This window comes from Pseudomonas sp. GW822-FHT07A10, assembly GCF_058798795.1.
On the sequence record NZ_JBXAKV010000001.1, the window covers coordinates 347,838 to 362,515 of the forward strand.

The 14,678-nt window shown below is 58.8% G+C and carries 9 protein-coding genes; 3 read left to right on the forward strand and 6 right to left on the reverse strand.

Annotation, left to right across the window (positions count from 1 at the left end; translation table 11 throughout):
• Positions 1-7: 7 nt before the first annotated feature.
• Positions 8-2,209, reverse strand: a complete 2,202-nt coding sequence (locus AC1RL4_RS01465) for a type VI secretion system Vgr family protein (RefSeq protein ID WP_230172150.1) — start codon at positions 2,207-2,209, stop codon at positions 8-10.
• A gap of 657 nt (positions 2,210-2,866) precedes the next feature.
• On the opposite strand from AC1RL4_RS01465, the gene AC1RL4_RS01470 reads away from it, so the two are divergent.
• Both AC1RL4_RS01470 and AC1RL4_RS01475 read left to right on the forward strand, forming a co-directional pair.
• A complete protein-coding gene (locus AC1RL4_RS01470) occupies positions 2,867-3,886 on the forward strand; it encodes a substrate-binding domain-containing protein (RefSeq protein WP_019578542.1) in 1,020 nt (339 codons plus the stop codon).
• Positions 3,874-6,894 carry an EAL domain-containing protein gene (locus AC1RL4_RS01475; RefSeq protein ID WP_493118959.1) on the forward strand — a complete coding sequence of 1,007 codons (3,021 nt, stop codon included), beginning with the start codon at positions 3,874-3,876 and terminating at the stop codon, positions 6,892-6,894. Before AC1RL4_RS01470 ends, AC1RL4_RS01475 begins: the two co-directional genes overlap by 13 nt.
• A gap of 165 nt (positions 6,895-7,059) precedes the next feature.
• Here AC1RL4_RS01475 and AC1RL4_RS01480 read toward each other — a convergent pair whose 3' ends face one another.
• On the reverse strand, positions 7,060-8,034 hold the full coding sequence (locus AC1RL4_RS01480; protein WP_230172153.1) for an aliphatic sulfonate ABC transporter substrate-binding protein: 975 nt from the start codon (positions 8,032-8,034) through the stop codon (positions 7,060-7,062).
• A 189-nt stretch (positions 8,035-8,223) separates the two neighbouring features.
• On the opposite strand from AC1RL4_RS01480, the gene AC1RL4_RS01485 reads away from it, so the two are divergent.
• Entirely contained in the window at positions 8,224-8,388 is a 165-nt protein-coding gene (locus AC1RL4_RS01485) for a hypothetical protein (protein ID WP_019578545.1), read from the forward strand.
• Between the two features lie 25 nt (positions 8,389-8,413).
• On the opposite strand, the gene AC1RL4_RS01490 is transcribed toward AC1RL4_RS01485, so the two are convergent.
• From AC1RL4_RS01490 to AC1RL4_RS01505, 4 genes are all read right to left on the reverse strand, one after another.
• On the reverse strand, positions 8,414-9,796 hold the full coding sequence (locus tag AC1RL4_RS01490; protein ID WP_019578546.1) for an LLM class flavin-dependent oxidoreductase: 1,383 nt from the start codon (positions 9,794-9,796) through the stop codon (positions 8,414-8,416).
• Between the two features lie 250 nt (positions 9,797-10,046).
• Positions 10,047-12,536: a TonB-dependent receptor plug domain-containing protein gene (locus AC1RL4_RS01495; RefSeq protein WP_230172155.1), complete on the reverse strand. Its 2,490-nt coding sequence runs from the start codon at positions 12,534-12,536 to the stop codon at positions 10,047-10,049.
• A gap of 37 nt (positions 12,537-12,573) precedes the next feature.
• The gene (locus AC1RL4_RS01500; protein WP_064617170.1) at positions 12,574-13,071 is read right to left on the reverse strand and encodes a RidA family protein; all 498 of its coding nucleotides are present in this window, start codon (positions 13,069-13,071) and stop codon (positions 12,574-12,576) included.
• A 24-nt stretch (positions 13,072-13,095) separates the two neighbouring features.
• Positions 13,096-14,670 (reverse strand): flavin monoamine oxidase family protein, encoded by a 1,575-nt coding sequence (locus AC1RL4_RS01505; RefSeq protein WP_019578549.1) that lies wholly within the window; start codon positions 14,668-14,670, stop codon positions 13,096-13,098.
• Between the last annotated feature and the right edge of the window lie 8 nt (positions 14,671-14,678).

Below are 14,678 nucleotides of genomic sequence, written 5' to 3' on the forward strand. Positions count from 1 at the left end.
GTTACTCCTAGTTTTGCAGGATCTTGCGTCCCTTGATCACCACGTTCTTGTTGGCCTTGATGTTGATCGCACCAGAGCCGTCTATGGTGATGTCCTTGCCGCGGATGCTGATGGTGCCGTCCTTCTTCATGACGATGCTGGCTTTGCCGGTGGTGATGGTCACCGAGTCACCGGCATCGATGACAAGGTCCTTGCCCACCGTCAGCGCATCGTTGTTGTCGATATCGGTCGTGCGTCCTGCACCGACCTTGCGCGATTCGTTTGCCTTTACCGTGGTTGAAAGATTGGCACCCACGTCCACCGAGCGGTTGGCGCCCACATTGGTCGACTGGTAGAGGCCCACATTGACGTTTTGGTAGGCCCCGACATTCACCGTTTGAAAGGCACCGATGACAACTTCCTGCGCTGCGCCGATGGCGATCGTCTCGTTGATACCTACCGCATGGGTGCGCTGCAGGGTCACGGTCGCGGTTTCGTTGGCGCCGACGCTGATCGTGCGGTTGCTGCCAATGTTGATGGTCTCGTTGCTGCCGACGCGTTCCGTACGGTTGACGCCGATGCTGATGTCCTCGTTGTTATCGACGGTTTCGGTGCGGTCGTGTTTGACGTGCACGGTTTCGTCGTTGTCGATGCTCTTGCTGCGGTCGTGGCCGACCCAGTGGGTCTCGTCGTTCTCGACCTCGATGTCCTGGTTCTTCTCGGCGTGGATAAACAGTTGCTCCGCGCCTTTCTTGTCTTCCATGCGGATTTCATTGAAGTTGGCCGGTGAGCCGCCCTTGCTTGAACGGCTCTTCACGCCGCTCTGGGTGGCATTGGCCGGCAGCGTGTAGGGCACGGTCTGTTCGGCGTTGTAGACGCGGCCGGTGATGATCGGCCGATCCGGGTCGCCTTCGAGGAAACTGACAATCACTTCCTGACCGATTCGCGGGATTTGCATCGCCCCCCAGTTCTTGCCGGCCCAGGCCTGGGAGACGCGCATCCAGCAGGAGCTGTTCTCGTTGGATTGGTCGTGGCGATCCCAGTAGAAGTGCACTTTGACCCGGCCATACTGGTCGGTCCAAATCTCCTCGCCCTCGGGGCCGACCACCACCGCGGTCTGCGGCCCTCGGACAATCGGCACGGGGGTCAGGGGGAGGGGGTGGAAAACCTGGCTGGCATCCATGCAAGCGAGTTCGCCCACGAACTGCTCGGAGAGATCCTGGGTGCCACTTTCATAGGGCTCCTGGTGGATGTGGTAGCGCGCGCTGACCACCAGGTATTCGCGGTTCTGGTCTTCGCGCTCGTAGCCGGTCAGCGTGAACAGGTGGCCGGAGCCCAGCCCGCGGGCACGGCCGCGCAGTTGTACGCGCTCGAACTGGCTGTGGATGGCTTCGATGCGGGTACGCGCATAGTGCTCGCCGTCGTTGCTCTGTGCGTATTCACCGGGGTAGTCGTAGAGCGGGTAGTCGCCGTTGCCATGGCTGCGCGACACACTGGAGCGCACCCCAAGGTTGGCACGGGGGCGCTGGAAGTCGTAATCGTTGAGCTCCAGCGAGCCGGGTTGGACTTCCCGCGTCAGTTGCCAATCGTAGAAATGATCTCGCTCGCGCATTTGCCGATCGGGCGGGTAGAACGGCACTGAGTCGTAGTCTGCCACCGTGGAGTGGGCGCCATAGGCGTCGGCCAACACCAGTACATGACGCGCTTGCTCATGGCGGAAGTAGTAATAGATCCCTTCCTGTTCCATCAATCGGCTGACGAAGTCGAAGCTGGTTTCGCGGTACTGCACGCAATATTCCCACTGGCGGTAGCTGCCGCTCAGGCTGTCTTCGAAATCGGAAAAACCGAGGTCGCGGAACACCTGCTTGATGATGTCCGGCACCGTATTGTTCTGGAAAATCCGGCAATCCGAGGTGCGCGTGAGCAGCCAGAACCAGGGCCGCAGGCTGACGTGGTAGCCGGCGAACTGGCCATGGCCGGTCAGTTGTCGACAGCTGCAGGCGATGCCGTGGAAGTAGCGTTTGCCGCCGTCGTGCAGCTCCAGGGTCAGGCCCATCGGCTTGCCCAGCAAATGGTCGAACGTGATCGCCCGGTCTTCGGAGGTGAGGTTCAATTCATAGTGGAACAACCGCCCCAATTCTTCGTTGCCTTCCATGCTCCGCAGCAGCAGGACATCGCCGCCGAGGGGGCAGTTGACCTGCACCAAACGGTTGTTTTGCGTGATTGCCATGCACGGCTTCCTCTGCCTCGTGTTTGGGCGTCAGTCGGCCGTCTCGAATACATAACGCAACGTACGACTGAATCCGTTTCCTGCGGATTAACCTTCTGCCCAGCGCCTCTTTGGCGTCATCTCTAACCCTTACAATTCAAGGAAGTGTTAGCGCTGTTCAATGCTTGTCAAGAAACTCTCCGACCAGTGGGGTGAACACTGAGGCGTTTCAAGATCGGTAATCGGAGGTCATTATTTAGTATCTTTGGTTATAGGCTTTATTCTAAAAAGTGAGTACCCGCGCAATTTATTCAGGCGCGAATTCAGTCGTGCTTATGAAGAGCATCTTTCAAAGTTGCGTAAAGGATGAGTACTGTAAAACTAAAGTTCGCGAACTTTTAACCACCGAAGACCTGATGGCAGCAGAACCGACTATCCTTTCGGATAGTGAACGCTGCACTCTTGGCAAAAAGGGACGCCATGCCAGACTATGATCGCGCCATCGGCTCCACACCCGGCATTCCATGCGGTGATCGAACCTGTCTGATCGGGCCCTGGTTACTCAGGCGTTGGCTACCCTGGATGGCTTCAATTACGGTTTTCTGTCTTTTCACGGCAACGCCCGGATACGGCCAGAATCTGCCAACCGCGGCGGGTGTCGAAAGCGCCACGGTTACGGTGATTGAAGCGCAGGAAATCGTTTCCAGGGCCACCCTTGAAGCCGTTCGCTGGAGCGGCCCTGAATCCGGCCCGAAAGCCCAGCGGGGCAAGAGCATCGCCCTTGTCGCAGAGGATTTGCGTAACGGAGGCATCGTCGGTGTCGCGCAGGGCGCTCGCGAGGCAGCCAAGGCGATGGGCTGGACGCTGAAGATATTCGATGGCGCTGGATCATCGGCCGGGCGCGCAAAGGCCTTTTCCGATGCGCTGGCAGAGAAACCCGACGGCCTCATTCTGTGCGGCTCCGATGCCCTTGAGAACAATGCGGCGCTGATCCTCTTCGCCAACAGGGATGTGCCGGTGGTTGGCTGGCACGCCGGGGCACGCCCCGGGCCGATTGACGGCACGCCGGTGGCTATGAACGTCACGACCGACCCGCTCGAGGTGGCTCGCCTTACGGCCATGGCGGCAGTGGCACAGTCAAACGGACACGCCGGCGTGGTCATCCTGACCGACTCCAAATACAGCATCGCCATGGCGAAAGCCAAGGCCATGGAAAACGTCATTCGGGCCTGTCGGGAATGTACGTTGCTGGAAGTGCGCGATGTGGCGATCTCTGAAAGTGGTGAGAAGATGCCGGCGCTCACCAAGGAGCTGCTTCAGCGCTATGGCAAGCGCTGGACCCACACACTGGCCATCAACGATATCTATTTCGACTACTCGATTGCCTCATTGACCAACGCTGCAATACCCAGTGACGGCATCAGTCTGTTGTCTGCCGGTGATGGCAGCGCTTCGGCTTTCTTGCGCATACAGGCAAAAACCTACCAGACCGTCACCGTGGCCGAGCCGCTCAACCTGCATGGCTGGCAAGTGATGGATGAATTGAACCGGCTGTTTGCAGGGCAGCCGGTGAGCGGCTTCGTAGCACCGATTCACCTGGTCAATGCCGACAATATCGCCTTCGACGGCGGGAAGAAATTCCAGTACGACCCTGACAATGGTTATCGAGACATTTATCGCCACCAATGGAATCCATGACATTGGACGTTACTTCCCGGCTCGGACGCCGACTATTGCCGCAATCGTTGCGCGCCCAGTTCACACTGGCGTTCCTGACGCTGGCGCTGCTGATTCTGGCGGGCGGTGCCACAGCGGTCTACGCGTTGCGCACGTCAAACAGCGCCACCCGCCAGCTGACGGATGAACGACTGGTCCGTATGCAAAATGGGCAAGACATGGTGCAGCGGACCTTGCTGATCGAACGCCAGACCGATCAGCTTCTGACAACCCGTTCCCCCGACGCCCTGCGTTCAAGCTATGCGGCGACTGTCGAACAGCTTGAAGCCCTTGATCAACTGGTGCAGGAGCTGACTGCCGCGAACAGTGGCGAGGCGATACTCGACATGCATCAGTCGAGTCAGATGTTCCGCAATACCGCCAACATCGTTGCGCAACTGCGAGAAAGCCTGTTGCAGACCGAGGTCACCTTCGAGCGAGCCCTGGAGGATCACGCTGCCCGGTTAACCGCGACCCAGACCCGGGCCAGCCTGGAACTGGCGGTGTTACTTTTCGATCTGCCGCAGGCTAATGACAGTGATGCCGTACAACGGCTGCGGATCCGATATGAGCGCCTGTCACGCGCCGCTGGCAAGTTACCCGACGCTGCCGTGGAAACGCCCGATCTCTTCTCCCTGCGCCTGAGGCTCATCAATCAGCACAACGTCATCCAGCGCTTCAATGAGGAGTTGAAGAATGAGGCCGGGGTGCTGGTCGCGGTGGCCCGTGCGCAATCCAGTGCTTACACCGAAGACTATCGCGAAGCCGTGCAACGTCTGGTCGAGGCCTCAAATCGTAGCCAGCGATGGGTACTGATCATGTTGGGCGCCAGCCTGATATTCGCCTGGTTTGTGACCCGGGTCTTCATGGGCCGTCATGTGCTCGTGCGCCTGAATGAAATAAGCCGGCAATTGCGTCAGGAACGCACTGACAAAACGCATTTGATGATGGTGGAACATGGGAAAGACGAGATCGGCAACATGGCTCGCGCGGTGAATCAATTCCTCAAAGACCGTCTTCAGCTGGAAAAAAAGACGGTCCAATTGAGTATCGCCACAGAGCGGCTCGCCCTGCAAAACAACCGATTAGAGCAAGAAGCCATCATCCGTGCCGGACAAGGTCATGTCCTGGAGCTGATCGCCAGGAGCACCGAGCTTGCAGAAGTCCTCGATAGTCTGGCTCACCTGGTCGAGTCCCAACTGGAGGGGATGATGGTGTCCATCCTGGTGCTGGATGAGGATGGCAAGCACCTGCTGCACGGGGCTGCCCCCAGTTTGCCGAAAGCCTATAACCAGCTCATTGACGGGATTGCGATCGGTCCAAACGTCGGCTCTTGCGGCACCGCGGTGTATCGACGAGAACCGGTCATCGTCACGGATATCGAGCTGGACCCGCTGTGGGAGGAGTACCGATCAGCCGCTGCGCCCTATGGATTTCGCGCCTGCTGGTCGACGCCGATTCTGTCCCATGAGCGAAAGGTATTGGGTACGTTTGCCTTGTATTCCAACACCGTCCGCAGCCCCAGCTCGACCGAGACGCGACTGATCGACATGGCGACACCTCTTGCCGGCATTGCGATAGAACGCCAACTGACCGAAAAGCGCATTCGCTATATGGGCGACCATGACGCACTGACCGGGCTGCCGAATCGTACACTGCTCGAAGACCGTCTCAAGCAGGCAATACTTTATGCCCAGCGCTACAGCCGGCTGGTGACGGTGGTGTTTCTCGATCTGGACAAATTCAAACTGGTGAATGACAGCCTTGGGCACAGCGCTGGAGACGTACTGCTGAAAACCGTCGCCCAGCGCATGCAGGAGTGTGTGCGCCGCACCGACACCGTCGTGCGACTGGGTGGCGACGAGTTTGTGATCATCCTGTTCGACCAGCCCTCAGACCTCGACGGCGTTACTCCAGCCCTGCACAAGATCCAGGAAGCCATCCTGCGGCCGATTCAGCTCAGCGGGCATACACTCCACGTCACCTGCAGCATGGGGTTGGCCACCTACCCAGCTGACGGCAGCGATACCGACACGTTGCTCAGCAATGCGGACGCCGCCATGTACCGGGCCAAGGAACTGGGTCGCAACAGTTACCAGTTCTATACGAGCGAGATGAATAACAAGGATCAGGGCAAGCTCGCCATGCAAGACGGGCTACGAAACGCACTCAACCATGACGAGTTCCTGCTGCTGTACCAGCCACAGGTGGATTTGCAGTCAGGTCAGATTATCGGCGTAGAAGCACTGATCCGCTGGCAGCATCCCGAACTCGGCATGGTGTCTCCAGTCAAATTCATTCCGCAGGCCGAAGAGACCGGGTTGATCGTGCCCATAGGCGATTGGGTGATTCATACCGCGTGCAGACAGAACAAGGACTGGCAGGATGCGGGCTGGCCGCCGATCACCATGTCGGTGAATATTTCAGCACGCCAGTTCATCGAAAGGGACCTGATCGACCGGGTGAGGCATGCCTTGCAAGAGACCGGACTGGACCCGATGTACCTTGAGCTGGAGCTGACCGAAAGTCTGATCATGCAAGACCTTCAGCAAGCCATCAGCAAAATGAAGGAACTGCAATCAATGGGGATCAGTCTGTCGATCGACGACTTCGGCACCGGCTACTCCAGCCTCGCCGCATTGAAAAGCTTCCCCATCGCAAGGCTCAAGATCGACCAGTCTTTCGTGCACGATCTACCCGACAACGAGAACGACAAAGCTATCGCTACCGCAGTGATTTCGTTGGGGCACCAACTGAACCTCAAGGTCATAGCCGAAGGTGTCGAAACCGAAGAGCAGCAAACCTTCCTGCGTGAGAACGGCTGCGATGAAATTCAGGGCCACTTTTTCAGCAGAGCGGTCAGCGCAGAGGAAATCAGTCTGTTACTGCGCACGCCCCGATTGCCTCAACCGAGCCGCATTACCAGCCCTGACGCGGTAAGGCGAAAACGCGATGTAAAACGTCCACGCAGTCCAATGCCCGGGCATTAATGACTTGGCGTACGGTAAAACGCTGCTGTGTCAGAAGTGGTCCTCGCACTACGAAGACAACGAGCCCCACCCCATTCAAAGGCTGCGCAGGCAGATTACGGGACGACCGGAAGACATCGTGAGATCGAACAGGGTGTGAGCGTCAGCTCGTAATCGAAGACTGCCTTACGGTTTCCAGATATCGACGTCTCTGGCATCTACCCCCTTGGGCAATAAACCTGCGGCAAAAAAGGCATCGGCGATTTTCTGCTGCTCACCCAACTGGTCACCATTCACAGGCTGTACCTGGTAGCTGCGATGGGTGTTGGCCGATTCGACTGTTGCCACATCGAGGTTGCCCCACAACGGGCTGAGTATTTGTGCCGCGTCACGTGGGTTGGTTTTTACCCAGTCACCTGTCTTGTGCAGTTGTTCGTAAACCAGCTTGAGGACTTCGGGATGCACCTTGGCGTAACTCGTGCTGGCCAGGTAGTAGCGTTTATAACTGGCCAGGCCTGTGCCGTCGGCCAGGGTGCGCGTCGGCAGTTGACGTTGCGCGCTGGTGAGGAAGGGTTCCCACGTGACCCAGGCATCGACCTTGTTGTTCTCGAAGGCTGCTCGGCCATCGGCGGGTGACAGGTAGGCCGGTTGGATGTCCGAAAAAACCAAGCCTGCTTTTTTCAGAGCAGCGATCAGCAAATAGTGGGAGCCGGCCGCCTTGGTAACCGCGACTTTCTTGCCTTTCAAATCTGCCAGTTGCTTGAGGGGCGAGTCCTCGCGCACGACGATCGCCTGGGCGGAAGGCGAGGGCGCTTCTTGCGCAAAGTAGGTCAACTTGGCCTGCGCGGCCTGAGCAAAAATCGGCACGGTGTCCGCCACGTCAGCGCTGATATCGACATTGCCGACATTCAGCGCTTCCAGCAGTGGCAAACCACTTGAAAACTCATGCCAGCTCACATCGATGTTCTTCTGCGCGAGGGTTTTTTCCAGCGTGCCTTGGGTTTTCAACAGGGTGATCAGAGTCGATGACTTCTGGTAACCGATTCGCAGCGTTTCCCGGGCCTGAGCCGGGACGGTAAATGACAAGGTCAGGGCTACCACCAGAGCGGCCAGCACCGGACGACGGAATTTCGCTTCAGCATTTTTGATGGACTGTGGCATGGCACGCTCGGCATTCAGCAAGAGAGAAGGGCTATCTGCCATGAAGAATATGGTTATAAAAAATATTTTATAAAGATTTTTTTGGAATTAGCTTAGTGGTTTCAAATATTCAATTTAGAAATAAATAAATTATTATTTATTTCTTTTGATGTTATGGCAGGAGGCGCACCTTAATGCCCTGCACATCCAGTGCGAATAGCCACTGTGCTGATGGAGTTGCCCGGCGAGGAGTTGCTGGCGCAATCACAAGTGATCGAAGAGTTGCCGGGAACGGAATTGAAAGTGTCCCTTGAAAGAACCACCGCTGCGCCGCTGCCCCGCGACGTTTTCCTCGAACGTTCGGCGACTGCTTGATGACGCTTGAGCAGTCGCCTTCGGGCTATAGCGCCTTGCCGAAGCGGAATGAAGCGCCATAAGCCGAGTCGGGTAAATGGCTGCTGCCATCTTCCCTTAACCTGGACCTGAAGGTACCGCTTTGCGGCTGGCTTCTGTAGAGGCCGCGCTTCTGTAATTCGGGAATGATCAACTCCACGAAATCTTCGAGTGTGCCAGGGCTGATCAACGGATTGATCATGTAGCCGCTGGTGCCGGAAATGCGCGCGTGTTCTTCGATCCGGTCGGCTACCTGTTGTGGAGTGCCCACCAGGATCAGGTCGCTGCCGCGGGTGACCTTGGCAAAACGTTGCTTCACATCCCCGGCGGTCAACGGCTTACCACTGCCATCGGGGCGCATGACATAGGACGTCAGCCCTTCGGTGTGGGTCGACAGTGCATCGCTGTCGGCATAGCGACTGATATCGATACCTGTGTCGCCTGCATAACTGACCAGTTGCGCCTGAAGGTGGTAGTTGCTTTGCAACGCCTCATATTTGCGCTGGGCTTCAATTTCGGTTTTGGCGGTGACGATGCGCAATACAGTCAGGGACTTCACATCCTCACGCTGGCGACCGAGCGCCTGGGCCTTGGCCCATATGTCCTCCAGGCCCTGACGGATTTCCTGAGGGTTGGATTTGGCAATGAAGATCAGTTCAGCGTGCTTGGCGGCGAACTCGCGACCACGACCCGACCAGCCGGCCTGGATCAGCAGCGGTGTGCGCTGCGGCGACGGTGAGGTGAGGTGCGGCCCGGCGACTCGATAGTGCTCGCCGACGTGGTTAATCGGCCGTACCCGATCACCCAGGGCATACAGCTGGTGAGCTTTGTCCGCGACCACCGCATCGTCGGCCCAACTGCCTTCCCACAGCTTGTACACCACATCGAGAAATTCTTCGGCGCGTTCGTAGCGGTCATCGTGTTTGATCATCTGTTCAAGGCCGAAGTTACGCGCGGCGCTGGACAGGTAAGAGGTCACGATGTTCCAGCCCACCCGGCCGTTGGTGAGGTGGTCTAGGGTGCTGAAGCGCCGAGCGTGGGAGAAGGGGTGTTCATAGCTGGTGGTGACCGTGACGCCGAACGCTAGGTTTTCGGTGACCGCGGCCAGGGCGGGAATGATCATCAGCGGGTCGTTGGCCGGAGCTTCCACGGCCCACTTCATCGCGGCATTGGCATTGCCGCCAAAGACGTCGTAGAAACCCAGCACGTCGCCGAAGAACAGCATGTCGAGGTTGGCTTGATCGGCGATGCGCGCCAGGTTCGACCAGTAGCCCAACGAGTTGATTGCCAGACGCTCGTCAGCCGGATGCGTCCAGAGGCTCGGCGCACCTCCACATCCCACACTGGCTTGTTCGTAGAGTGCAAACAACAGAGGTTTTGGATCAGCCATCATGGCTCCTGAACAAATTTAAAGGGACGTTTCTGTATCAACTCCAGCGCATAGATTGAAACGCACTATAAAAACAATATGTACTTCTTTAATGGAATAAGAGCCTTGTGTCAGGCTATATGGAACCTAAGCCTCAGGCGCCATCCTTACCGGGCTCGGCATTGCTCAGAATGAATGGCTGCACTTCGAAATACCCTGCGATCTTTTGCTTTTGCTTTTGCTTTTGCTCTTGCTCTGCGCGCCCGAGGAGTCAGAACGCGTATTGCAGGCGGGTGTAGTAGTAACCGCCAGTGAAGCCGAAGGGTGAATAGCTGCCCCAGTTATCGCCGAACGAAGAGTTGCTTACGCCGATATGGTCGGGGTACTTGTCGAACAGGTTCTGTGCGCCGACGGCCACGGTCAGTTGTTTGTTGATCGCATACGCCACGTCGAGGTCGGTGATCCATTTGGCCGAATACTCGCGATCCAGGCTTGGATCGCTTGAGCTGTTGACCTCGGTGTAGGTGCCATAACGGGTCAGCCGCAGATTGACGTCGAAGTCGCTGATCGCCCAGTCGGCGGAGAAGATCATCTTGCTGCTGGGGGAGGTTTTGGTAATCAGCGCTCGCGATTGGCGTCCGAGCAACTGGAAGTTACTGCCCAGGGCGGTCAGTTGTGATGGTGTGTCGTTGACGCTGAGAATTTGCGTGTGGTTGTAGTTCAGCGCCGCGGTCCATCTCACCGAGCCGAACTGGTTCAGGTTCTGCCGGTAATTGCCGACCACATCGACCCCGGACGTTCGGGTGTTGGCGCCGTTGGTGAAGTACTGCGCGCCGGCGGTGGCGGGTACGCCGATGCTGTCGAGCAGGGCCGCGACGCCCGGTCCCTGGAAACGCTCGCTGAGCACCAGGCGATCGCGCAGGTTGATCACGTAGCCGTCCACGGTCAGGCTCAGGTCTTCGCTGGGAGTCAGGGCGAAACCGAGACTGAAGTTGGTCGAACGTTCGGGTTTCAACGACTCGGCCCCAAGGGCCTGGGCGCCGGCCGAATCCACCGGCAGAATCACGTAGTTGTAAGACTGGTAGACGCCATTGATGGTGTCGAACCCGGTCGAGCGCGCGGTGAATATCTGGTTGGCCAGCGACGGTGCGCGAAAGCCGTTGCTGATGGTGCCGCGCACCGAGAACACCGGGTTGAACTCATAGCGGGTACTGAGTTTGCCACTGCGAGTGCCACCGACGCCTTCGTTGTAATGCTCGTAACGCGCGGCGACGCCGAGGTACCACTGTTCGACAGGGTAGAAACCCAGGTCTACGTAGCTGGCGACGCTGTTGCGGCTGACTTTTTGTGCGTCATCAGGGCTGATGCCGTTGGTGACCTGAGCGCCCGGATCCGGCCGTTGTCCGGCGCGTGGATGGCCGGCGGGAAACACGTAGCCGCCATCGATGTACGAGGCTTCGGAGCCGGCGCGGGTCTCATAGCTTTCACGCCGATGCTCGAAGCCGAAGGCAACATCCAGCGGCTTGGCCAGGCCGATTTCGTAGCTGTTTTTCAGGTCCAGGTTGCTGGTCAACTGGTCGGCGATGTAGATGCCGGAGGTGAACTTGTTCGGGGTGTTTTCACCCAGCGACGGGTTCTGGTTGTCGTAGGTGCGTTGCTTGGCGTAGTTGCGCCCGTAGGTGCTGCTCAGGTCCCAGGCCCAGCCGCCGAAATCCTCGCCCTTGGCACCGAAGGCGGACTGGAAGTCGGTTTCGTTGATCAGCCAGTAAGGACTGTAACCGTCGGGATAGCCATTAGGGCCGGTGGTGATGGTGTTGCGCCCATTGGGCAGGCGGAAGTTCTGGCCGTCATTGTTCTCCCGGGTGGCCAGGGTCGAGAACGAATAAAGGGTGACAGCATCGTTCAGCGGCAGGTCGAGGTTGTAGGCGATATCGGCCAGTTGACTGCGGGGCAAGCCGTAGCCTTTGTAGGTGTGGTGGCTGGCATCGGCCTCACGCGGGTCGGGCGAACCGTCGGCCTGCGGATAGTAATGCGCACTGTAGCCATTGCTGCCGGCCTTGTTGTCGCGCTCCTGGTAGCGAGTGTCGAGCGAGACATTGAGCACACCGGCTTCGCCGACCTGAAAGCCATAATTGAGCGCTTCCTGCGCGGTTCCGCGTTTACCGTCGTAGCCTTGGCCGAGGGTGGTGTCGGAACTGCCGCCGGTGGTCTGCTTGAGGATGATGTTGATCACCCCGGAGATCGCATCCGAGCCGTACTGTGCCGCCGCGCCATCGCGCAGCACCTCGATGTGATCGATGGACGCCACCGGGATCAGGTCGAGATCGCTGGGCGCCGCGCCGCTGTTGATGCCGTTGATGTTCAGCGTGGCGCTGGTATGCCGGCGTTTGCCGTTGACCAGCACCAACACATGGGACGCGGTCAGTCCCCGCAGGGTCGCCGAGCGAACCACGCCGCTGGCATCCCAACCAGCACGGTCGGGCAGGTTGAAGGAGGGGATGAATTTGCTCAGCGCCTCCAACAAACTCGGTTTGCCCACCGAACGCAATTGTTCTCCGGTTACCACGTCGATCGGTGTCGGGCTGGTGGTGACGGTGCGTTCGACAGTGCCACGGTTACCCGTGACGACCACGGTGTCGAGGATCGGTGAGGCGCTTTCGGCAGCCTCGATGTTGAACGAAGCCAGGCCGCAGGCAATCGACAGCGGCAGTAATAACGGACGGTAAGTCGGCGCCGTGCGGCGCGCTGGGCAGTTGAGCATCAACGTGGAACTCCGTGAATGTCGGATGATGGCCGTGTCACTTCTTGCGCGCGGCGACGGCTTCGATTTCGACCAGCCCGCCCGGCAACGGCAGGGCGACCACCTGCACGGCGGTGCGCGTCGGTTTGTTCGGTTGCGCGGTGCTGCCGAAGAACGGCGTATAGCCTTCCTGCAACCCGGCGAAATCGAGCTTGCCGCCCTTGGCCGGATCACCCACCAGGAACACCCGGAGTTGCACCACATCACCCAGGTCCAGGCCTTGGCTTTGCAGTACGCCTTTGAGCTTGTTGAGGATCGAGGTGGTCTGGGTTGCGGTGTCGCCATAGGCGGCGAAGGTATCCTTCGCTGCTTTTGGGTCATGCAGGTCGGCGAGCAGGCCACTGACGAACAGCAGGTCGGTTTGCGCCGGCACCGACACCGCCAGCGAAATCGGGAAGTTCGAGTTGGGCAGGGCGACGCGTTTGATCTCGTCGGCGTGGCTGCTGAGGGCGGTCGCGGTCATGAGGAGTCCTGTGAGCAAAGTCATGGTTTTCATCGGTCAGTCCTTTATTGGAAAAAGTCAGGCAGCAACGCCCGGTTGCTGGCGTTCGGCATGGCGGCCGATCAGGGATACGATGCGTCGCGCCGAGTCGGCGGCGCTGTTCTGCCAGATGCCGACGCCACCATGGGCGAGGGCGTCGCTGGCCAGATACGTGCGGCCCTGGGGTTCGTTGAGGATCTGGTAAGCGCTCTCGCCGACCTCGTCATTGACGATCCACGGGCCTTTGCTGAAGGGCACCTTGGCCCAGTTGATGGCCACCGGTTTTTGCAGTTTGGTGCTGTGTCCGGGGTGCAGCAGTTCGACCGCTTGCCGCGAGGAGGCGAACTGTTCGGCGAGGGATTTTTTGCTGAAGGCCTGGGCCGATTCGCTGGTGTTGTAGGCCGCGACCAGAATGCCCTGGGCACTGTTCAGCCGATCACTGGGGTACCACAAACCTTTGACTTCATGGTCCAGATACGACAATCCGCCGTAGATGTTGAAGTCGGTTTCCCAGAAGCGCGGTGACTGCCAGGCGACTTTGTTGGCCTGATCGCTTTGTGCGCTGAGAATCGCTTGCTTGAAGGGTGCACTGAAGTTGCTCGGTAGTTTGGCCAGCAACGGCAGGGGCACAGTGACGATGGCGTAATCGGCGCTCAGAGTCTGGTCTGTGCCGGTCTTGCGGTTCCGGTAGGTGATGCGGCTGCCGTTTTCGGAGGTCTGAATATCGCTGACTTCGGCGTTGAAACGCACCGCATCCTTGAGCTTCTCGTAGAGCGCGTAGGGAATCCGGTCCATGCCGCCAACCGGTTGGAACATGGTCGAGGAAAACTCCGGGATTTCATCGAACACCAACGCACCCCAGAGCTTGGGGTTGAGCAGGGTCTGTAGCTCCAGCGGTGCACGGGTGATGCCGGTTTGATCGCCGGCACCGGGGATACGGGTGTAACCCGAGCGCACCGAACCTTTGTACTTGAAGTCGGCGTTGAGGTCGCCATAGACCTTGAGGAAGTTCAACAGTGCCTGACGGTCGTCGACGCTCAAGTCCTGGTCCAGGGCTTTGCGGCTGACGGTTCTCGCCAGCAGTTCCGATAGTTGCCCGCGAGTGTCGTTGACCGCCTGGCGCAATTGGAAGGCCGGTCGTTTCGGGTCCGGCAAGGCCAGTGCGTTGCGGCTGCTGTTGACCAGCACTTGCAGCTCCACGCCCAACTCGCGGCAGTAGCCGAGGATCGTTTGGTGATGGCTGGGAATGCGCGCGGGACCGGCGTTGAAAAAGTGCCCGTCATCGAAGTCGACGGTCTGGCTGACCCCGTCGTCGAAATCGACTTTGGTGCCACGCCGCAGGGTCCAGTTGCGTCCGCCCACTCGCTCTCGGGCTTCGAGTATGGTCACGGTAAAGCCAGCCTTGCGCAGTTCATAGGCACTGACCAACCCGGAAATACCGGCGCCGACCACCACCACATGCTTGCCTTTGCCACTGCTGCCCAGTTGCAACGGGTTGAAGCTCGCCGCCACGGCCTGAGGTGTGAGCCCCAGCGCGCCGAGGGCGCCGACAGCAGCGGAATAGCCACCGACGGCGGCAATACGGGAAATCAGTTCTCTGCGGGTAAAAGCCATCGTGGTGC